The 18,807-nt window shown below is 39.6% G+C and carries 22 protein-coding genes and 1 pseudogene; 12 read left to right on the forward strand and 11 right to left on the reverse strand.

The window, feature by feature from the left end:
• Position 1: 1 nt before the first annotated feature.
• Positions 2-1,072, reverse strand: a complete 1,071-nt coding sequence (locus ACPF64_RS11505; RefSeq protein ID WP_426453361.1) for an alpha/beta hydrolase — start codon at positions 1,070-1,072, stop codon at positions 2-4.
• A 45-nt stretch (positions 1,073-1,117) separates the two neighbouring features.
• Positions 1,118-1,594: a cyclophilin-like fold protein gene (locus ACPF64_RS11510; protein WP_426453363.1), complete on the reverse strand. Its 477-nt coding sequence runs from the start codon at positions 1,592-1,594 to the stop codon at positions 1,118-1,120.
• 285 nt (positions 1,595-1,879) lie between these two features.
• Between ACPF64_RS11510 and ACPF64_RS11515 the strand changes: the two genes are divergently transcribed.
• Positions 1,880-2,770 carry a LysR family transcriptional regulator gene (locus ACPF64_RS11515; protein ID WP_426453365.1) on the forward strand — a complete coding sequence of 297 codons (891 nt, stop codon included), beginning with the start codon at positions 1,880-1,882 and terminating at the stop codon, positions 2,768-2,770.
• Here ACPF64_RS11515 and ACPF64_RS11520 read toward each other — a convergent pair.
• On the reverse strand, positions 2,748-3,953 hold the full coding sequence (locus tag ACPF64_RS11520) for an MFS transporter (protein WP_426453367.1): 1,206 nt from the start codon (positions 3,951-3,953) through the stop codon (positions 2,748-2,750). The genes ACPF64_RS11515 and ACPF64_RS11520 overlap by 23 nt on opposite strands.
• A gap of 261 nt (positions 3,954-4,214) precedes the next feature.
• Between ACPF64_RS11520 and ACPF64_RS11525 the strand changes: the two genes are divergently transcribed.
• The gene (locus tag ACPF64_RS11525; RefSeq protein WP_017390443.1) at positions 4,215-4,499 is read left to right on the forward strand and encodes a GNAT family N-acetyltransferase; all 285 of its coding nucleotides are present in this window, start codon (positions 4,215-4,217) and stop codon (positions 4,497-4,499) included.
• A 106-nt stretch (positions 4,500-4,605) separates the two neighbouring features.
• Here ACPF64_RS11525 and ACPF64_RS11530 read toward each other — a convergent pair whose 3' ends face one another.
• Positions 4,606-4,719, reverse strand: coding sequence for a hypothetical protein (locus tag ACPF64_RS11530; RefSeq protein ID WP_426453370.1), 114 nt, complete (start codon positions 4,717-4,719; stop codon positions 4,606-4,608).
• A gap of 63 nt (positions 4,720-4,782) precedes the next feature.
• Between ACPF64_RS11530 and ACPF64_RS11535 the strand changes: the two genes are divergently transcribed.
• The 5 genes from ACPF64_RS11535 (at position 4,783) to ACPF64_RS11555 (ending at position 8,672) form a co-directional block, all read left to right on the forward strand.
• Positions 4,783-5,442 carry an amino acid ABC transporter permease gene (locus ACPF64_RS11535; RefSeq protein WP_002114214.1) on the forward strand — a complete coding sequence of 220 codons (660 nt, stop codon included), beginning with the start codon at positions 4,783-4,785 and terminating at the stop codon, positions 5,440-5,442.
• Positions 5,432-6,097, forward strand: a complete 666-nt coding sequence (locus tag ACPF64_RS11540; protein WP_426453372.1) for an amino acid ABC transporter permease — start codon at positions 5,432-5,434, stop codon at positions 6,095-6,097. Before ACPF64_RS11535 ends, ACPF64_RS11540 begins: the two co-directional genes overlap by 11 nt.
• A gap of 2 nt (positions 6,098-6,099) precedes the next feature.
• Positions 6,100-6,831 (forward strand): amino acid ABC transporter ATP-binding protein, encoded by a 732-nt coding sequence (locus ACPF64_RS11545; protein ID WP_045436291.1) that lies wholly within the window; start codon positions 6,100-6,102, stop codon positions 6,829-6,831.
• A gap of 31 nt (positions 6,832-6,862) precedes the next feature.
• Complete coding sequence (locus ACPF64_RS11550; RefSeq protein ID WP_133746269.1) at positions 6,863-7,723, forward strand: transporter substrate-binding domain-containing protein; 861 nt, start codon at positions 6,863-6,865, stop codon at positions 7,721-7,723.
• 82 nt (positions 7,724-7,805) lie between these two features.
• Positions 7,806-8,672: a cysteine ABC transporter substrate-binding protein gene (locus tag ACPF64_RS11555; protein WP_080026787.1), complete on the forward strand. Its 867-nt coding sequence runs from the start codon at positions 7,806-7,808 to the stop codon at positions 8,670-8,672.
• Between the two features lie 37 nt (positions 8,673-8,709).
• Here ACPF64_RS11555 and ACPF64_RS11560 read toward each other — a convergent pair whose 3' ends face one another.
• Together ACPF64_RS11560 and ACPF64_RS11565 are read right to left on the reverse strand one after the other, a co-directional pair.
• A complete protein-coding gene (locus tag ACPF64_RS11560; RefSeq protein WP_426453375.1) occupies positions 8,710-8,829 on the reverse strand; it encodes a hypothetical protein in 120 nt (39 codons plus the stop codon).
• A 76-nt stretch (positions 8,830-8,905) separates the two neighbouring features.
• Positions 8,906-9,841, reverse strand: a complete 936-nt coding sequence (locus tag ACPF64_RS11565) for a LysR substrate-binding domain-containing protein (RefSeq protein ID WP_209830568.1) — start codon at positions 9,839-9,841, stop codon at positions 8,906-8,908.
• A 90-nt stretch (positions 9,842-9,931) separates the two neighbouring features.
• Between ACPF64_RS11565 and ACPF64_RS11570 the strand changes: the two genes are divergently transcribed.
• From ACPF64_RS11570 to ACPF64_RS11580, 3 genes and pseudogenes are all read left to right on the forward strand, one after another.
• Positions 9,932-10,573 (forward strand): alanyl-tRNA editing protein, encoded by a 642-nt coding sequence (locus ACPF64_RS11570; RefSeq protein ID WP_426453378.1) that lies wholly within the window; start codon positions 9,932-9,934, stop codon positions 10,571-10,573.
• Positions 10,574-11,212 (forward strand): LysE family translocator, encoded by a 639-nt coding sequence (locus tag ACPF64_RS11575; protein ID WP_199999683.1) that lies wholly within the window; start codon positions 10,574-10,576, stop codon positions 11,210-11,212.
• Positions 11,213-11,327: 115 nt separating this feature from the next.
• Positions 11,328-11,448, forward strand: a pseudogene (locus ACPF64_RS11580) (hypothetical protein).
• Between the two features lie 390 nt (positions 11,449-11,838).
• Here ACPF64_RS11580 and ACPF64_RS11585 read toward each other — a convergent pair.
• From ACPF64_RS11585 to ACPF64_RS11600, 4 genes are all read right to left on the reverse strand, one after another.
• Positions 11,839-13,800: a family 2A encapsulin nanocompartment cargo protein cysteine desulfurase gene (locus ACPF64_RS11585; RefSeq protein ID WP_426453380.1), complete on the reverse strand. Its 1,962-nt coding sequence runs from the start codon at positions 13,798-13,800 to the stop codon at positions 11,839-11,841.
• Positions 13,775-14,707 carry a family 2A encapsulin nanocompartment shell protein gene (locus ACPF64_RS11590; RefSeq protein WP_001107602.1) on the reverse strand — a complete coding sequence of 311 codons (933 nt, stop codon included), beginning with the start codon at positions 14,705-14,707 and terminating at the stop codon, positions 13,775-13,777. The genes ACPF64_RS11585 and ACPF64_RS11590 overlap by 26 nt, the downstream gene beginning before the upstream one ends.
• Before the next feature lie 252 nt (positions 14,708-14,959).
• Complete coding sequence (gene epsC / locus ACPF64_RS11595) at positions 14,960-15,901, reverse strand: serine O-acetyltransferase EpsC (protein ID WP_127491438.1); 942 nt, start codon at positions 15,899-15,901, stop codon at positions 14,960-14,962.
• Positions 15,902-15,919: 18 nt separating this feature from the next.
• Positions 15,920-16,429: a rhodanese-like domain-containing protein gene (locus ACPF64_RS11600; RefSeq protein ID WP_005041394.1), complete on the reverse strand. Its 510-nt coding sequence runs from the start codon at positions 16,427-16,429 to the stop codon at positions 15,920-15,922.
• A 339-nt stretch (positions 16,430-16,768) separates the two neighbouring features.
• Between ACPF64_RS11600 and ACPF64_RS11605 the strand changes: the two genes are divergently transcribed.
• Positions 16,769-17,587 carry an AraC family transcriptional regulator gene (locus tag ACPF64_RS11605; protein ID WP_182917359.1) on the forward strand — a complete coding sequence of 273 codons (819 nt, stop codon included), beginning with the start codon at positions 16,769-16,771 and terminating at the stop codon, positions 17,585-17,587.
• Between the two features lie 47 nt (positions 17,588-17,634).
• Here ACPF64_RS11605 and ACPF64_RS11610 read toward each other — a convergent pair whose 3' ends face one another.
• Complete coding sequence (locus tag ACPF64_RS11610) at positions 17,635-18,237, reverse strand: LysE family translocator (protein ID WP_426453385.1); 603 nt, start codon at positions 18,235-18,237, stop codon at positions 17,635-17,637.
• Between the two features lie 155 nt (positions 18,238-18,392).
• On the opposite strand from ACPF64_RS11610, the gene ACPF64_RS11615 reads away from it, so the two are divergent.
• Complete coding sequence (locus ACPF64_RS11615; RefSeq protein ID WP_005047604.1) at positions 18,393-18,800, forward strand: DUF2000 domain-containing protein; 408 nt, start codon at positions 18,393-18,395, stop codon at positions 18,798-18,800.
• Positions 18,801-18,807: the final 7 nt, after the last annotated feature.

The raw sequence follows: 18,807 nt of genomic DNA on the forward strand, positions 1-18,807 counted from the left end.
ATTACTTCAAGTTTTGTTTAAAGAAACTGGTTAATTTATTAAATGGAATAAGATTGACTCGATCGTATAAATCAACATGTCCCGCACCTTTAACATAGTAAAGTTCTTTAGGTTGGCCTGCGAGTTTATAAGCTTCTTCACTAAACTCTTTTGAATGAGCCTGATCACCTGTAATAAACAGCATTGGGCGTGGTGAGATGGTTTCGATATCGTTAAATGGATAGAAGTTTAAAAATTTGACATTACTTGTCAGTGTTGGATGCGTTGTAAGGTCTTTTGATGAACTTTTCGGCGTATATTCTCCGCGTGGGGTACGATAAAAGTCATAAAATTCACGTTGGATCGGATGTGTATCTGCCGTTAACTCATGCGTAGTCCCGCTAGTATATTTGGTTTCACCACCTTTAAATTCAACATAACGTTGTTCAGCGGCTTCAGCAATAATTTGCTTTCTTTGCTCTAGGGTTTGTGAGTGACGTAAGCCATTGCGGTTAGCTGCGCCCATATCATACATGCTGACAGTAGCAATGGCCTTCATACGAGGGTCAATTTTTGCTGCGCTAATGACAAAACTTCCACTTCCGCAAATGCCGAGTACCCCAATACGTTCACGGTTAATAAAGGATTGTGTTCCTAAATAATCTACAACCGCACTAAATGCTTCTGCGTAAATGTCAGGTGCAACTACATTTCTGGGTTGGCCCGCGCTTTCACCCCAAAATGATTGATCAATTGCCAAGGTTACAAAACCTTGTTCAGCCAGTTTCTGTGCATAAAGCATAGAGCTTTGTTCTTTCACGGCTCCCATTGGGTGACCAATTACAATAGCGGGGGCTTTTAGTTTTTTATTTAAGTTCTTGGGGATAACCAGATTACCGACTATATTCATGTTGTATTGATTTTTAAAAGTGACTTTCTGAATAGTCACTTGCTGACTTTGATAAAAGTTATTTGCGCCATTAGACATATCGGCCGCCATAGCTGAAGTTGAAGAAAATAATCCAATAGTTGCTGCACAAATTGCAGCCGCCGTATGGGTTTTAAGCTTTTTAAAGAAGGGAGATGTAGTCATGGATACCTCAATTTAAATAATTTGAATGGGTGAATTTGCTCATGCTTATTTCATTTGGGAAATTGAAATTTTGATGGGTTGTTTTTGCTTGAACTCTTGGGGAATAGCATAAAGTTTCCCAAGCAAAATAAGACCATTTGAGTACCCAACAGTTGAGTCTTTATAGAAAAAAGCCAGATTGCCCCAAGGGGCGTAATAGGTAAGATCACCAGCTTTTCCTGCATAGCCATTGGGTGCATTCTGTGTAGTTAGCTTGGTGGGTAGGTCGGCTATTTTTTCAGTAGAGTCATAATCTTTAAGGTTTAATGTCAACGGAAGCTGCTTGGCAAAATCTTGAACAGTCGGTGTTATGGGTAATGTTGCAAATAGTGGTTGCTTTGACCCCTCAATATCAATACGGATTTTCATCATCGATAACCTTTGTTGATTGTTGCCCGTAGGCCTTGTTGCATAAGAGATAGATATGGCTGAAAACGAGAAAAAGATGCTGAGTAAAGCGAGAAAAAACTTCTGATTAGCCATATCGAAGAACCTCATTTCTTTAAGAGAATGCACTTAAATACAGTGAAGTTATTCAATTTCTAGCGTAAAGGTATGAGCTGAATTTATTAATTTTTGATAATAATAAAATCAGGCACTTTTTATGCTTGAGCTCATCTAAATCTTGATACTCACTGCTTGATATAGAGTTTAATGAATCTTCTTTATAATAATTAGCCTAAAAAACAAACATGGACTTATGAGCAATATTCATAAATAGTTTTATCATTTATAATTAAATTAAACCGTGAAAAGAGACAAAAGCAGATGATAAACAAAGAAAACTATAATGATCTTTATGCTTTTTTAATGGTGGCTCGAGAAGGGAGTTTTACGAAGGCCGCAGGAAAAATGGGAATTTCGCAGTCTGCGCTAAGCCATACCATTCGCGGTTTAGAAGAGCGCTTAGGCATGTTGCTACTGACCCGAACCACACGAAGCGTTTCACCGACAGCTGCGGGTGAAAGATTAAAGCAAACCATTAGCGCCAGCTTTGACCAGATTGATAATGAATTATCGCTTTTAACATCATTTCGGGATCAACCCGCTGGTACGGTTCGTATTAATGCCAGTAGTCATGCGATACGGGAAGTGCTTATTCCAAAACTTGAAAAGATTGCTGGTGATTATCCTGATGTGCAAGTTGAGCTAGCGGCGAATAGCGGCATGGTGGATATTGTTGCAGAGCGATTTGATGCAGGAGTTCGCTTTGGAAGTCGTGTAGCAGATGGCATGATTGCGGTACGTATTAGCGAAGATGTCAAAATGGCGGTGATTGCAACGCCACAATATTTTGAGAAATATGGAATTCCTGCAACCCCCAAAGATTTAATCAATCATCAATGTATTGGCTTTCGTTTAACAACCCAAGGCAGTGTGTATGCATGGGAGTTTTTGAAGGATGGGCAAGAAACAAAAATCAAAATTCAAGGACAATGGATATTTAATGAAAGCTACGATATTGTCGAGGCGGTTAGAGCTGGATTTGGATTGGCTTACATTCCGCAAGAGCTGATCCAACAAGATCTCAATCAAGGCAAACTTGTGCAAGTATTGGAAGATTACAGTATTCAGTTTCCCGGATACCACCTGTACTATCCACATCGTAGACAACTTTCGCCTGCATTAAGGTTAGTTATTGATGTGTTGCGCGAGTAGCACTTCGCCAAGTAATAAAAGCAGTAATAGCACCGAATAACAACACTATAGCGCTCATATAAAACGTAGCACTATAGCCTTGTGAGTCATATAGCAAGCCGCCTAAAGTTGCACCTAAAGTAATTGCAAATTGGATAATCGCAACCATCAAACCGCCACCAACCTCAGTATCTTGATGCAACGTCTGTGCAAGCCATGTGTTCCATGCGACAGGTGCCGAAGTTCCAATAAAGCCCCATAAACCCATCAATATTGCGACCAACCACAAATGATGACCACCAAGCACGAAGGCATAAGCAATGCTTGCCATTATTAAAGGAATAAGGATGAGGTAGCGATAGACATGTTGATGAAGAATAAAACTAATCACGAATGTGCCAGCTAAACCCGCGATACCTAATATGAGTAATAAAATGGATAACATGGCCGCATCGACATGACTGACGGTTTCTAGAAATGGGCGTAAGTAGGTAAATAGCGCAAATTGTCCCATAAATAACAATAAAATCCCTGTCATGCCATAAAACACAATCGGACGTTTCAGTAGTCCAAAGGGATTTTTTGACTTTTCAGCAGACATAACTGCTGGAAGAGCGGGCATACTTTTAAATTGCCATACAAGCGCAATAATCGCGATAGGAACGATACAGAAAAAAGCGCCACGCCAGCCAATGATTGAACCTAGAAAACTTCCTAAAGGTGCTGCAATTGTGGTTGCTAGAGCATTGCCACCATTTAACAGACCGAGTGCTTTAGGTATTGACAGAGGTGGAACAAGTCTCATCACAATCGAAGTCGACATGGCCCAAAAACCACCAATCACTACACCTAAAATTGCACGGCCCACCATGAATAAAGCAGCAGAGTGAGCAAATGTAATCAGCATGCCAGAAACGATCATGAGTAGGGTAAGTAACAGCATGATATGACGGCGATCCCATGTCTTAAATACACGGCTAATAGTTAAGCTGGTTACCACAGCAAAAATGCCTGAAATTGCGATCGCTTGGCCGACTTGGCCTTCACTCATATTTAAATCTGAAGAGATTGGTGTGAGTAAACTTACGGGCATGAATTCTGAGGCAATTAATACTGCACAGCATAGTGACATTACAAATACAGCACCCCATGCTGGTGTGCTATTCTCATGTGTATCTTGCTCAATTTGATGAAAAGAAGACATAAAAGTTCCGACTTTAAAACCGTTAAATGTTCATAAAAGAAACGAACAAATCTGGTTGCAGAGCTTATCAGCAAGGGTTTGAAAGGATTAGGCCTAGAATTACGAATAGAATTATGAGTTTTATGCATGAATTGTCTTTAAAAAGCATACAGACTCGCTGCTAAAAACAGGCTATTTTTTTACACTTAGATTTGTTCTTATAGTTCAAGATATACAAAGTCATTTTTAAATAAATATGAGTCGTAAGAAGAGGAATTTATTGTGAATATTCAACAAAAAGATGATACAAAACACGGTAGTTTTAGTTTACTTGATGGTGAAACCGTTGCCGGTGAAATGACTTATACATGGGCAGGCGAAGGCATGCTGATTATTGATGCCACAGATGTGAATGAAAATTATCGGGGACAGGGCGTAGGTCGCCAATTACTGGATGCTTTAGTTGCTTTTGTTCGCGAAAAAGAAGTGAAAGTGATTCCGCTTTGTCCATATGCAAAATCGGTATTTGATAAAGATCCAAGCATTGGTGATGTCCTCAGAAAATAAGCAATACACTGAATTTTTTTTCATGAAAATCGGGCGTTGGTGTCCGATTTTTTTATTGGTTTTTATTATATATGGACTGTAATGAACATGTTTTAAGCGGTTGTATTTAACTGATTTGAATGCTTTCGATTGCCAAATCGAATTTATCAAACTTATAGAAAAGCTTATCTAATAAAAATGGTTTTAGACCAATTAGGAAAAAAATAAACTCGGTACACAAATATTTGATCGCTGATTAAAGCTAAATATTTATAACGTTTTAATATTATTTTTGGAATTTTCCTTGAACTGGCAGTATATCCATAGTGTGTTGCCGCAATTTTTCTCTGCAACTTTGACCACGCTGAAAATTTCAATTATCAGCATTATTCTGGCCATTATTGTAGGGCTGATTTGCAGCATTTTAATCACATATCGCGTGCGGGTACTAAATAGAATTGCCCAGTTCTATATTGAGTTATCTCGAAATACCCCTTTATTAATTCAACTATTCTTTCTGTATTACGGTTTGCCAAAACTTGGTATCAAAATCGATGGTTTTGCTTGTGGTGTGATTGGACTGACATTTTTAGGCGGAAGCTATATGGCAGAAGCTTTTCGAGCAGGTTTGCAATCTGTTGCAAAAGGCCAGATTGATTCTGCAAAAAGTATTGGTCTGCAACCGATTCAAATTTTTAGATATGTCATTTTTCCTCAAGCGCTTGCTATTTCGATTCCAGCAATTGGAGCAAATTGTCTATTTCTCATTAAAGAAAGTTCTGTGGTGAGTGCGATTGCTGTCGTTGAGCTGCTTTTTGTCACCAAAGACTTAATTGGCATGGATTATAAAACAACAGAAGCTCTGTTCTTATTAATCATGGCTTATCTGATTATTTTATTGCCCGTGTCTATTTTAACCAGTTATTTGGAACACAGAAGCCGGAAGGTGAGCCATGGAACTTGATTATTTATTTCAGGCGAGTCATCTCGAACGTTTAATGTGGGGACTCTGGGCAACCACAAAAATTGCGTTTATTTCGGTATTTTTTTCTGCAATTTTAGGCACGGTTTTAGGTGTCATTATGACTTCTAAAAACATAGCGGTTAAAGCGTTGTGCCGCTTGTATTTAGAAGCGATTCGAATCATTCCAATTTTAGTTTTGCTTTTTGTTTTTTATTTCGGCTTTGCGACATGGTTTAACTGGCAGTTTTCTGCGATGTGGGTGTGTGTTGTGGTGTTTGTTTTATGGGGTACGGCTGAAATGGGCGATTTGGTTCGCGCGGCAATTACCTCGATCGATCAGCATCAACGAGATTCGGCCTATGCGCTTGGACTGACTCATGTTCAAGCATTGGTCTACGTTATTTTTCCGCAAAGTCTAAAACGAGTAACACCAGGCGCGATTAATTTATTTACCCGAATGGTGAAAACAAGCTCTTTGGCAGTTCTGATTGGGGTGGTTGAGGTCATTAAAGTGGGCCAGCAAATTATTGAAAATTCGCTGCTGACTGTGCCGAGCGCCTCGCTTTGGATTTATGGCTTTATTTTTATTTTGTATTTTCTGATTTGCTATCCCTTATCTCGTTTGGCGGCACATCTAGAAAAGGTCTGGGAGTAATTATGCCTTTGTTATCGATACAACAATTACAGAAATCATTTGCACAAAGTCATATTTTACAGGGCATTGATCTAGATGTAGAACAAGGAGAGGTGGTTGTTATTTTAGGCCCATCGGGCTGCGGTAAAAGTACCTTACTGCGCTGTATTAATGGATTAGAACCAATTCAAGGTGGTGAGATTCGATTAATAGGTTCGGGTGTGTTGGGTAAAGATGTTGACTGGACTAATGCTCGTCAAAAAATTGGCATGGTTTTTCAAAACTATGAGCTATTTGGGCATATGAATGTCATTGACAATATTTTGCTTGGACCACTCAAAGTGCAAAAACGCCGACGTGATGAAGCTGAACAAGTTGCAGATGAGTTGTTAAAGCGAGTAGGACTCTTTGAACGAAAACTCGATTATCCGCGACAACTTTCCGGTGGACAAAAACAGCGTATCGCCATTGTTAGATCACTGGTCATGCAACCTAAAGTCATTTTGCTCGATGAAATTACAGCTGCGCTTGACCCAGAAATGGTCAGGGAAGTGCTTGATGTAGTTTTGAAACTAGCCAATGAGGGAATGACCATGTTGATTGTGACTCATGAAATGTCCTTTGCCCGTAAGGTTGCCGACCGCATTATTTTTATGGATAAAGGCAAAATTATTGAACAGGCGCCACCTGAAGAGTTTTTTGAACAGCCGAAAACAGAGCGGGCTAAAACCTTTTTAAATATCTTGTCGTATTAAGTTTTTTATTATTTGAATCATGAGGAAGTGAATGTTTAAACGTAATTCAATAAAAATATTAAGCAGTATTGCTGTTGCTGGGGTGTTATTAACGGCATGTAGTAAAACGCCATCAACTGAGCAAGCAAGTAATACTCAAGAAGACCAGTCTTTAGAGCAAGTCAAAAAGAATGGGGTGTTGCGAGTTGCCGTTTTTGCTGACGATCCGCCTTTTGGTTATGTAGACAGTGCTGGCAATAATCAGGGCTTTGATGTGGCCTTAGCAAAACGAGTCACTAAAGATCTGCTCGGCGATGAAAAGAAAGTTGAATTTATTGTGACTGAGGCTTCAAATCGGGTGGAGTTTTTAAAATCAAACCGTGCTGATGTTGTATTTGCGACATTTACAGTAACGCCTGAACGTAAAGAAGTTGTAGATTTTGCCGAGCCTTATTTAAAAGGTGCTTTCGGGATCGTCTCTCCTAAAGCCAAGCCGATTACTGATATTGCTCAATTGGAAGGTAAAACGTTAATTGTAAATAAAGGCACCAGTTCGGATACCTATTTTACTAAGCACTATCCGAAAGTGAATTTACTGAAGTTTGAAAGAAACTCGGATGCCTTCAAAGCCTTAACCGACGGTCGTGGCGACGCAATTTCACAAGATAGTACTTATGCTTTGGCATGGGCCGCGAAGAACCCAAGTTATGTGGCGGGTATCCAGTCTATTGGTGATCAAGAGTTTATTGCACCAGCAGTTAAAAAGGGCAATACCCAATTATTGAATTGGCTCAATACTGAAATTAAGCAGCTAAGAACAAGCGGTGAAATTAAGAAAATTTATGATGAAACCTTAAAACCAATTTATGGTGAATCGGTTAATCCTAATGTGTTTTTAGATGTAGACCAATAATTTTCGATATCGCTGGAGCAGTGTCTAAAAGTAGGCACTGTGATTTTAAATAAGACTTTTACAAGAACGATAGGGTGAAATAATGACAACACTAACTTTACAAAATATAAAGCATGTCCTCGCTGCATCTTTGCTGAGTTTAGGTTTGGTTGCATGTGATAAAGGCACGCAATCTAATGAAAAAACAGCTGACAGCACTCAAACTGTGTCGAGTATTGAGCAGATTAAAAAGAATGGAGTCGTGCGTATTGGTGTATTTAGCGATAAACCGCCGTTTGGATATTTAGATGCTCAAGGTAAAAATCAGGGCTTCGATGTAGAGATTGCCAAACATGTTGCTAAAGACTTATTGGGTGATGAAAACAAGGTAGAGTTTGTTTTAACTGAAGCTGCAAATCGTGTCGAATATTTAAAAGCCAATAAAGTGGATATTATTTTTGCCAACTTTACGGTTACACCAGAACGTAAAGAAGTAGTCGATTTTGCTAAACCTTATTTAAAAGTTGCTTTGGGTGTTGTGTCTCCTAAAACTCATCCAATTACAGATATTGCTCAACTCAAAGATAAAACTTTGTTGGTGAATAAAGGTACTACGGCTGATTCATTCTTCACCAAGACTCATCCTGAAATTAAACTGCAAAAGTATGAGCAAAACACAGAAACCTTTGATGCTTTAAAAGATGGCCGTGGTGCTGCTTTAGCACATGACAACTTGCTGGTTTTAGCTTGGGCTAAAGAAAATCCAAATTACACCGTCGGTATTACCAATTTAGGTGAGCAGGACTTAATTGCGCCAGCAGTGAAAAAGGGTGATAAAGAGCTATTGGACTGGTTGAACCAAGATTTAGAAAAATTGGCAAAAGAAGGTGTAATTCATCAAGCTTATGAAAAAACTTTAAAACCAGTCTATGGCGATACGATTAATCCAAAAGATTTATTGGTTGAATAATTCTAATAAAGAGGACTCTAGATAGTATTTGCTTGAGCTAGTATTCATCTACAGCCTGCCCATAATTTATAAAGATAATGGTTTTGCAATATTTTTTATAGATGGAAACAGTGGTCAGGTTCTGTAGATAAAGAAGTTTTTTGGTTACTTTTTCCAAAAAAAGTAACAGAATTAGCTGATTGCTTTAGAGATAGAAAGGTAGGATTCTATCGTGTTAATTCCTCGATTCTATATTATTTGAACTTAAATAAAGTCGGCTCGGCTGCCAATTTATCTGCCAAATATTGAATAAACACACTTAATTTCGGTGGTACATGGCGTGTTGGCGGATAGAGTAGCCACAGCCCACCACTGTAATAGGTCTTAAAATCCCAGTCGGGTAAAACTTGAACCAAAGTCTGTTGTTGTAAAGCATGGCGCGCAACAAAGTAGGGTAAGCTGGCTACTCCTAAATGCTGTAGGGCTGCACTTAAACGAACACCTGTATGATTTGCAGCATAACGCCCCCGCACAGTAACACTAATCGACTTATTCCCTTGTTGAAATTTCCATTTTGAATCACTGATTTGTTCACCCAAATAAATACAGTCATGCTGCTTTAAGTCATGAGGATGGGTTGGTATGCCATGTTTTTCTAAATATTCAGGAGTAGCACAAATCAAGTGATCGATATCAATGAGTTTTCGTCCCATCAGGCCGCCAGAAGGTTGCTCTGTAATTCGAAGCGCTAAATCGACTTCATCATCAATTAAGTCAACGTAACGGTCTTCTAAAAGCATTTGAATATCAATTTTTGGATAACGTTCTAAAAACTCTGGTAAATGTGGATGAATCATAAAATGTCCAACGGCTTTTGGAACACTAAGACGAATGATTCCTTGCGGTTCAACATGAAATTGGCCCGAACTTTCCATCACTGCCTGTGCCGCATTGACCATATCTAAACAACGTTGATAGACCTGTTGACCACTTTCACTCAAACGAAGCTTTCGTGTGGTTCGATAAAGTAAGCGGGTTCCTAAAGCACGTTCTAAGCGAGCAATCGCACGGCTTATCGCAGATGGTGTAGTACCGAGTTGTCGAGCCGTTTCAGAAAAACTCCCTGACTCGACCACTTTAACGAAAGTCGCCATTTCATTTAAAAGAACTAAACTTTGATTTGTGCTCATGAGGCAAAAGTTATTTGGATTTAGAGTGGATTATCGCGTTTAAGAAATCGCAATACAATCTTTTTCATCTTAACGTGTATGTAGAAAAGTATGACGCAAGCATTGTATTTAACAGGTGCTCTTGCCGCTGAGGTTGAAGTTCTAGCGTGTAATTCTTGTGAAGATGGGCGTTTTGCCGTGCATTTATCGGCAACCCCATTTCATCCTCAAGGTGGCGGTCAACCGAGTGATACGGGCAAAATCGCAGAAGTTGATGTAGTGCATGTAGCGATTGAACAAGGGGAAATTATTCATTACTGCACACAACCTGTTGAGTTGGGAGTGGCTTTTGCACAAGTGGATGAAGCAGTACGTCATTATCATAGCCGCTTACATTCAGCAGGGCATTTGCTTGGACATGTAATGCATCTATTTGGCTGGCAAGCTGTAAAAGCACAACACTGGCCACATGATGCACGAGTTCAGTTCATTGCTTTGGATACAGCTCAGCAGTTAGATGCTCAAATGCTTGAACAGCATTGTTTACAATATATTCAGGCTAATTTACCAGCTAATCTTCAGCAACATGCAGATGGTTTTCGTGAAATCGGTTTTGGTGAGTTTTCTGCATTTCCCTGTGGCGGGACTCATGTTGCAGCATTAGGGGATATTGGTTTTATAGAAATTCAGTCCTATCAGATTAAGAAAGGAAAGCTCAGTGTCAGCTATAGCGTTGCCAAGGAGGCTGAATAAATGTGGCAGTTGTATGGGCATGAGTTTTTAACACTGGCACTCATTCACTTTTTGGCAGTCATTTTACCGGGACCAGATTTTGTGGTTACGGTAAGACAAAGTGTACGTTATGGCTACTTAATTGGATGTCTGACTGCGATTGGTATTGGTGTTGGCATTTCGGTCCATGTGTTTTATACGCTTGTTGGCATTGGCTTTTTGATTCAACAAAGCGAATGGCTCATGTCACTCATCAGAACAGCGGGAGCAGCTTATTTGCTTTATTTAGGATGGCAATGTTTGCGTAGTCAGCCGAATACTAATATTGAGATTAATGACCAAGCAGATACAGATACTCCGAGTTTATTTAAAGCCTTTACGATGGGTTTTCTCACCAATGCATTGAATCCAAAAGCTACCATCTTTTTTCTGGCAATTTTCACTACGATTGTGAGTGTAACAACCCCCATGAAAGTTCAGATCTTTTATGGAGTATGGATGTGTATGGTTAATGCGATCTGGTTTATGGTCGTGAGTGTAATGTTTGCTCATCCAATAGTACGTAAACGGTTTTTGGAGTTTGGGGTTTATTTTGAGAGGGTGATGGGGTTGTTGTTAATTGGAATTGCATTGAGATTGATTTGGGGATTGTTTGTTTAATTGCCGAGAGTATTTAGTGGGGTTGCAGAAGTACGATTTTAGATTGCTTATAGTGTTCAAGGCGGAGTCTTATCGTTTATACACCAATAGAAAGTAGCTAATTCTGTTACTTTTTTTGGAAAAATTAACCAAAAAACTTTGTCATCTACAGAACCTGTTAACTGTTTTCATCTATCAGGAAATGTTGCGAAAACATTATTTTTATAAATTATGGGCAGGCTGTAGATGACTCTTAGCACGAGCCGAAGGTTAATCTAGGAATCAAAATTAAAATAACAAGACTCCGCCGTGATAACCGCTTTGCGTTGTCCGAACTATTGATGACTCTTAATTCGAGCTAAAATCATCTGCAACCTGCGTGGTATTAAACAGTTTATGTTTCTGCGATATATCGATTAGATATAAGAAGAGGACAGGTTTTGCAGATGAAAATGCTTTTGCTTACTTTGGGCGAAACCAAAGTAAGTCTAGCCGAAGGCTAATTCAGAAATTGAATTTAAAATAATAAGACTCCTCTGTGATAGCTACTTTGACTTGTTCGTATATATGAAGTTGAGCTAAAGTAGTTTTAAGAAATAATCCATAAAAAAGACCGCCCGTAAGCAGTCTTTTCTCAAAAAATAGATTTAAACAGTACGCTTATTACGCGTAAGTTGATGTAACACTGACACCAATAAATCAATTTCTTCAGTTGTGTTATAAAAAGCCAAAGACGGACGCACGGTTTGTTCCACACCAAAACGACGTAAAATTGGCTGTGCACAATGGTGACCAGAACGTACGGCAATACCATGTTGGTTTAAAGCCTTACCTACCTGTTCAGTTGAATAACCTTGTAGGGTAAATGACATGACACTGGCTTTGTGATGTGCAGTTCCAATCAAACGTAAACCAGACACACTGCTAAGCGCATTTTGACCATATTCAAGCAAATCATGTTCATAGCGCGCGATGTTATGAATACCTAAACTTTCGACATATTCAAGAGCCGCACCTAAACCGACTGCATCGGCAATGTTCCCAGTTCCAGCTTCAAACTTGTTTGGTGCAGGTTGGTAAACCACCTGTTCGAAGGTGACGTCCTGAATCATGTTGCCGCCACCTTCCCAAACCGGCATTGTTTCTAGCAGTTCTGGTTTCGCATAGACTGCACCAATGCCTGTTGGACCAAACACTTTATGTCCAGAAAACACAAAAAAGTCTGCATCGAGGGCTTGAACATCGGTTGGTATATGCGAAACAGATTGAGCGCCGTCAACCAATACACGTACACCTTTGGCATGAGCAATTTTAATCACTTCAGCAACAGGGGTAACTGTTCCCAAAGCATTAGACACTTGAGTAATAGACAGCAGTTTAGTGCGTTCATTAATCAGTTTTGGCAACTCTTCTAAAATAATTTGCCCCGTGTCATCAACAGGAATGACTCGTAATTTTGCTCCAGTTTTTTTAGTGAGTTGATACCAAGGCACAATATTGGCATGGTGTTCTAAGTGAGAAATAATAATTTCATCACCTTCACCAATATTTTGTTCGCCCCACGTTTTTGCAATTAGGTTAATGCCTTCGGTGGTTCCTCGAACAAAAATAATTTCTTTGGAAGAAGGTGCACCGATAAAACGGGCAACTACATTTCGCGCATGTTCATAGGCGTCGGTCGCACGAGCTGCTAACTCATGTGCAGCACGGTGAATGTTCGAGTTTTCATGCTGATAAAAATAAGCAATTCGATCAATCACACGCTGTGGTTTTTGCGTAGTAGCAGCATTGTCAAGCCAGACTAGCGGGCGACCATTGACGCGTTCCTGCAAAATTGGAAAATCACGACGAATGGCATGCACATCTAAGGGCTGAGCACTGCTTGCTACAAAGGTAGGTTGAGATGGTTGATAGTGACTATAACTTTGCCCGCTTTGTGGTAAGTCTAAGAAATAAAATCCAGAGCTTGGTGAGGTTTTTGCTGGTGTATCAGCTGCAAAACGATCTTCAACGAGCAAAGACTTTAGCTGGTCGCCATGTGGTAACTGAAAAGACTGCGCAACCGAATAATTATCTTCAACACCAGTAACAGACGGTTCTGCTGCATTTGGAGCAGAAAAATCATTTAAAAAATAATAAGGTGATTCACCAGCACCCGTTGGTAAGTTTGGTTCAATGCGTGGCACGTTTGGTTCACTATGAGCAGCTTGTGGCAAATGTGGTTCAAATGGTGGGCGTGGCAAATTAGCTCCACCAACCACAGGCGCAGACGCTACAATTCGACGTTCAGGGTAGTCTGGCAAATTTGGAATATGCTCAGGATATTCTGGATTGAGACTTTTCTGAAAGGCGATATTGGGCGCACGACCACTCAGTGCAGAAAATGGTTCACCCGGTTGCGGTGGATGCGGTGGCGCTCCGAAAGGTAAGTCCAAGTTAAGGCCTGATGGAGAAGCTGAACTGCTTGAGCTTGGCAATGCTGAAAAAAACTCATTAGCAAGTCGAGCAATGGTGGACTCATCAGGGAAGTTGGCTGGTGGGTTAACACCAGTCACTTCAGGCCCCGTTGGACTACCTTGCAGATTACTTGTAGTTAACTGGGTAGTCATGATATTTGTCCACCTCCACATCATCTAATACTGCTAAAGCATCATCAGTCAATACTGCAAGCGAGCAATATAAAGAGATTAGGTAAGATGCAATCGCGTTACGGTTGATTCCCATAAAACGTACTGAAAGCCCCGGTGACTGTTCACCGGCAAGCCCCGGTTGGAATAAGCCGACAATACCTTGACGTTTTTCACCGACACGAAGCAGCAAGATTTTAGTTTTGCCATCTTCTACTGGAATTTTATTAGATGGAATGAGTGGAATCCCGCGCCATGTAATAAATTGCGAACCGAATAAACTCACTGTTGGAGGTGGTACACCACGGCGTGTACATTCACGTCCAAATGCTGCAATCGCATCAGGGTGCGCTAGGAAAAATCCCGGTTCTTTCCAGACTTTACGTAGCAAATCATCAAGATCATCTGGAGTTGGTGGGCCATTTAAAGTTGAGATACGTTGGTCATCTGTCACACTCGCCAATAAGCCATATTCAGGGTTATTGATGAGCTCACTTTCTTGACGTTCTTTAATGGTTTCAATCGTTAAACGAAGCTGTTCTTTAATTTGATCGTGGGGGCTGCTGTAAAGGTCAGCAACACGTGTATGTACATCCAGAACAGTAGATACACCATTTAAAAAGTATTCGCGTGGCTCTGGGTCATAATCAACAAAAGTTTGAGGTAAAGTTGCTTCATCACGTTGTGTGCAAGCCACCTGAATGTCATCGGTATTATTTACACGGTTTAGGCGATAAATACCTGCTTCAACAGGAAGCCATTGAAGTAAGTGAGTCAGCCATCGGGGAGTAATCGTAGAAAGTTGAGGAGCTGTCTTGGTTGCATTGGCCAGTTGGCGGGCTGCATGGTCCCCAAGCGCAAGTTGGGCTTTATCAGTATTTTTCGCCATGAATCATTTTTCCTTATTACAGTGGCTTGGTAAAATCAAAAAATTAAAAACTCTAGTATTGCTATAAACTAGAATTAGTTCTGGTTTTAAAAAAATAAAAAGGTTTTATAAACTTTGAATAGGTGGCTTATTAATTAAAAATCTATCTTTAAAATAAAAATATATTTAAATGAGAAATAAGCATTAAATTAATTTAATTTAGCTCTTACTATTTATTTGTCTCCTTATCTATTTATTTCACATCTATAGTTTTTAACCGGGAATATGATTTTTTTGATAAGACTCATTTGGTGACTGTAAAATCTGGCTACCTGCGGCAATACTATGTGTCAGCCAGACATTTCCCCCAATAATGGACCCTCGACCAATGGTAATACGGCCTAAAATAGTGGCACCTGCATAGATCACAACGTCATCTTCAACAATTGGATGGCGTGTATAATCTTTTTTCAAAGCACCATCATCATTGGTTTCAAAGCGTTTTGCTCCAAGCGTTACTGCCTGATAAATACGGACACGTTCCCCAATGACACTGGTTTCACCAATCACTACGCCAGTCCCATGATCGATAAAAAATCCTTTACCGATTTGTGCGCCCGGATGAATATCAATTCCCGTTGCAGAGTGGGCTAACTCAGAAATAATGCGAGACAGTAGAGGAACTTGGGCATATAACTGATGCGCAATTCGGTGATAAATAATCGCAAATATGCCCGGATAGCAGAGTAGTACCTCATCCACACTATGTGCCGCCGGATCGCCTTCGTAGGCCGCACGCACATCGCCATCTAAAAGACGACGTATAGAAGGCAAGGTATTAGCAAAATCCTGAACAATATTTTGGGCAAGCTCTTGCGGCTGTTGGGCTGTGCTTGAATGACCCAAATGACGCTTTGCCTCATAATTTAAAGCCAGTTGTACTTGAGCATGTAAGGCTGTGAGTACCCGATTTAAAGTATAGGCAATATAAGAATCTTCAGTTTCCTGACGTAAGTCGGCAGGGCCTAAGCGCATTGGAAATAGAATCCCGCAGAGATCATCTAAAATAGCTTTCAAAGCTTCTTTAGATGGAAGTTCACGGCCCCCAAATTCTTTGATTCTGTGCTGTTGCTGACGCCAGTCATGCCTTGCTTGTTGTAAACCCTGTACAACAGCATTAATGTTCCATTGAGTCACAAGCTTTCCTTGATTCACTGAAAATGTGTTGAAGTTTTAGTCTTGTTGCCAAGGGAGTTGATGAATACGCCAGCCGTTTTTTTGATTACGCTGCTGTTGATCATCTAAGTCACCTTCGAAGCCTTCAAGAACGTTATAAATGTGCTCAAAACCCGCATTAAATGCGGCTTCGGCTGCTAATGCTGAACGGTTTCCGCTACGACATAACAAAAGAATGGTTTTATCTTTACCCGTCTTGGTTTCGAGTTCTTTTAAAAAACGTGGATTACGATTGAAAGAGGTGCCTGTTGCCCATGCAACATGAATACTTTCAGGAACATATCCTACAAATTTGCGCTCTTCGTTAGTGCGTACATCAACTAAAACTGCCTGTCCTTGTTGTACGAGATGCCATGCATCAGTGGGTGATAAACTTCCACTAAAATTAAGCTCATGGTCTTGGGCATATTGTTTTGCTTTAGAAAGAATCTCTTCATTTGACAAGGATGTATTTGAACCCGATGAAATAAAACCAGAACGGTTTTCTGTATTTAATTTGGCATTCATTAAAAATATCCTTTATCTTCTATCTAGATTGTTATTGTTGAATTTACGCTGATTTGAATATAAGCAGAAATAACGAATATCTATTTATATATATTTTTTTATAAATAGAGCATGTGGGGATTTTTTAGAAATATTATTAATTAATCTTATTAACTATTATTAAAATTAGATAAGTATAAAAATTAAATAAACTCGTTGTTTAATGTCACCTCATATTTAACAATCAGAGAATTCACTGCTAAAGCGAATAACTGGTTGCTTCGTAAAATAAATGCTTAGCGTCTAAGCCATAACTTGTATACTCAATGTTGTCTAGAAATATAAGATTTTGGTGGCTATGTGATTGAACTGCCCAATGCAAATGATTGGATTGTTAGAAATTCTGATCCAAATAGTCTGGAACGAATCGAAGCATTTTTTAATGATCATGCTTATGAGTCGCATCGCCATGATACATTTGCAATTGGTCGGACATTAACTGGTGTTCAAAGTTTTCATTATCGGGGAGAGATGAAACATAGCTTGCCAGGAATGACCATGGTGTTACATCCTGATGAAAAACATGATGGAGAGTCAGGTACTCGAGATGGTTTTAGATATCGGATGGTGTACGTAGAACCTGCAACCCTACAGGAAATTATGAAGGGTAAGCCTTTACCATTTTTTGAGAATGGACTAAGCCAAGATATCCGATTATTTAAGGCAACAGATGTTCTATTACAAGGGATAGACCAGCATATCGACCCTTTAGAAAAGCAAGATGCTTTATATGATTTAGCCACTACACTTTACGAAATTTCTGATAAAAAACAGCGAACTTCTCATTCTTATGACTATGTCGCAGCGGAACGTGCCAGAGAGTTTATACATGCATCTTTATTTGAGAATATTTCTTTAGATGATATTGAAAAAAATATTGGGCGTGACCGTTGGAGTCTTTCACGCGACTTTCGATTGCTATTTGGTACAAGTCCACATCGATATATGACCATGCGTAGGTTGGAGGTTGTGAAGTCTTGTCTAATGTATGGAGAGTCATTGACTCAAGCTTCCTTAATTGCAGGATTTTTTGATCAGAGCCACATGACTCGTCATTTTCTAAAAGCATTTGGATTGACTCCAGCCAGATGGCGGATGATCAACAAGTTATCTTCCTAAACAGGTTATTTAAAAGTCAGCCTGTTTAGACTGACATAAACTTTATCTTAAATTAGATTTATACCTTTTAAGAAATCGTAAAGCATAAATATGCCAGAAATGATTAGCATCATTGCCATGGTTTTATTTAAGCGATTAAACCAAATTTTATTTTTAATTTTTTTGCCTAACACTGCGCCAGCCCACGAATAAAGACAGGGTGCGCCTGCTGCACCAATCGAAATGAGCAACGATACTAAGAAGATTTGAATGCCGGTAATGTGTGCTGTTGGGTACATAATCGTTGTAACAGGCAAAATAACCAAAATCCCTTTTGGATTTAAAGTTTGTATCCAAAAGCCATTCCAGAAAGAAAGTGTCTGAATTTCAGTGGCTTCATCATTAATATCGATATCCGCCTTTAACATCTGAAACGCAAGATAAAATGTATAACATGCGCCGAGCAAGGCAATATAGTGCAGGGCATTTTGTGGAATGATAGCCGCACCTGCATATCCAAAAATCATGAATAACATCAGCATCGCACAGCCGACACCCATAAAAAAATAAATCGTTTTTTTAAACTGTCCTGTAAGTCCCGCATTCAAACCCATGAAATTTACTGGGCCGGGGCTATACATCACACTTAAGGTATAAAGAAAGATTTCCATAACGCATCTACTGAATCAAAAACAACCCAGCATACTGACTCGTAAATTTAGGGTCTTGTACGTTTGTGATTGCGCTTGCACAAACGTACAAGACGAGAAAAATCGGGATTAGGCATGATGACTGACTTGAGATAAATGATTCAGGATAGAGGTTTATGTTTGACACAAAAATTGCGTTGATTGTCCGTAATGATCTTGCAACTTGGCAAAGGCTAAATGTTGTGGCTTTTTTGGCAACAGGAATTGCCTCGGCTGTACCTGAAATGTTGGGTAAACCTTATATCGATGCAAATGGTTATGAATATGGCAACATGCTAGGGCAGCCAATGTTGGTATTTGAGGGTGATTTATCAGGACTACAAAAAGCGCATCGTAAAGCAATTGAGCAAGATCTAACGATTATTCCATATGTACATGCCATGTTTTCTACAGGCAATGATGAGGATAATCGAGCGGCTTTTTTGGCCGACGATGCAAATCAATTAAATTTGGTCGGGGTAGCGTTAAGAGGACCTAAAAAAGCAGTTGATAAGGCAATTAAGGGACTTTCATTACATCAATAGATTAAAT

Origin of the sequence: Acinetobacter sp. KB005 (assembly GCF_049949095.1) — a bacterium.
GTDB classification, from domain to species: Bacteria; Pseudomonadota; Gammaproteobacteria; order Pseudomonadales; family Moraxellaceae; genus Acinetobacter; species Acinetobacter calcoaceticus.

Coding starts and splice junctions, on each gene's coding strand:
- ACPF64_RS11505 (WP_426453361.1), bottom strand. CDS start 1,072: ATGACTACATCTCCCTTCTTTAAAAAGCTTAAAACCCATACGGCGGCT.
- ACPF64_RS11510 (WP_426453363.1), bottom strand. CDS start 1,594: ATGGCTAATCAGAAGTTTTTTCTCGCTTTACTCAGCATCTTTTTCTCG.
- ACPF64_RS11515 (WP_426453365.1), top strand. CDS start 1,880: ATGATAAACAAAGAAAACTATAATGATCTTTATGCTTTTTTAATGGTG.
- ACPF64_RS11520 (WP_426453367.1), bottom strand. CDS start 3,953: ATGTCTTCTTTTCATCAAATTGAGCAAGATACACATGAGAATAGCACA.
- ACPF64_RS11540 (WP_426453372.1), top strand. CDS start 5,432: ATGGAACTTGATTATTTATTTCAGGCGAGTCATCTCGAACGTTTAATG.
- ACPF64_RS11545 (WP_045436291.1), top strand. CDS start 6,100: ATGCCTTTGTTATCGATACAACAATTACAGAAATCATTTGCACAAAGT.
- ACPF64_RS11550 (WP_133746269.1), top strand. CDS start 6,863: ATGTTTAAACGTAATTCAATAAAAATATTAAGCAGTATTGCTGTTGCT.
- ACPF64_RS11555 (WP_080026787.1), top strand. CDS start 7,806: ATGACAACACTAACTTTACAAAATATAAAGCATGTCCTCGCTGCATCT.
- ACPF64_RS11565 (WP_209830568.1), bottom strand. CDS start 9,841: ATGAGCACAAATCAAAGTTTAGTTCTTTTAAATGAAATGGCGACTTTC.
- ACPF64_RS11570 (WP_426453378.1), top strand. CDS start 9,932: ATGACGCAAGCATTGTATTTAACAGGTGCTCTTGCCGCTGAGGTTGAA.
- ACPF64_RS11575 (WP_199999683.1), top strand. CDS start 10,574: ATGTGGCAGTTGTATGGGCATGAGTTTTTAACACTGGCACTCATTCAC.
- ACPF64_RS11585 (WP_426453380.1), bottom strand. CDS start 13,800: ATGACTACCCAGTTAACTACAAGTAATCTGCAAGGTAGTCCAACGGGG.
- ACPF64_RS11590 (WP_001107602.1), bottom strand. CDS start 14,707: ATGGCGAAAAATACTGATAAAGCCCAACTTGCGCTTGGGGACCATGCA.
- ACPF64_RS11600 (WP_005041394.1), bottom strand. CDS start 16,429: ATGAATGCCAAATTAAATACAGAAAACCGTTCTGGTTTTATTTCATCG.
- ACPF64_RS11610 (WP_426453385.1), bottom strand. CDS start 18,237: ATGGAAATCTTTCTTTATACCTTAAGTGTGATGTATAGCCCCGGCCCA.
- ACPF64_RS11615 (WP_005047604.1), top strand. CDS start 18,393: ATGTTTGACACAAAAATTGCGTTGATTGTCCGTAATGATCTTGCAACT.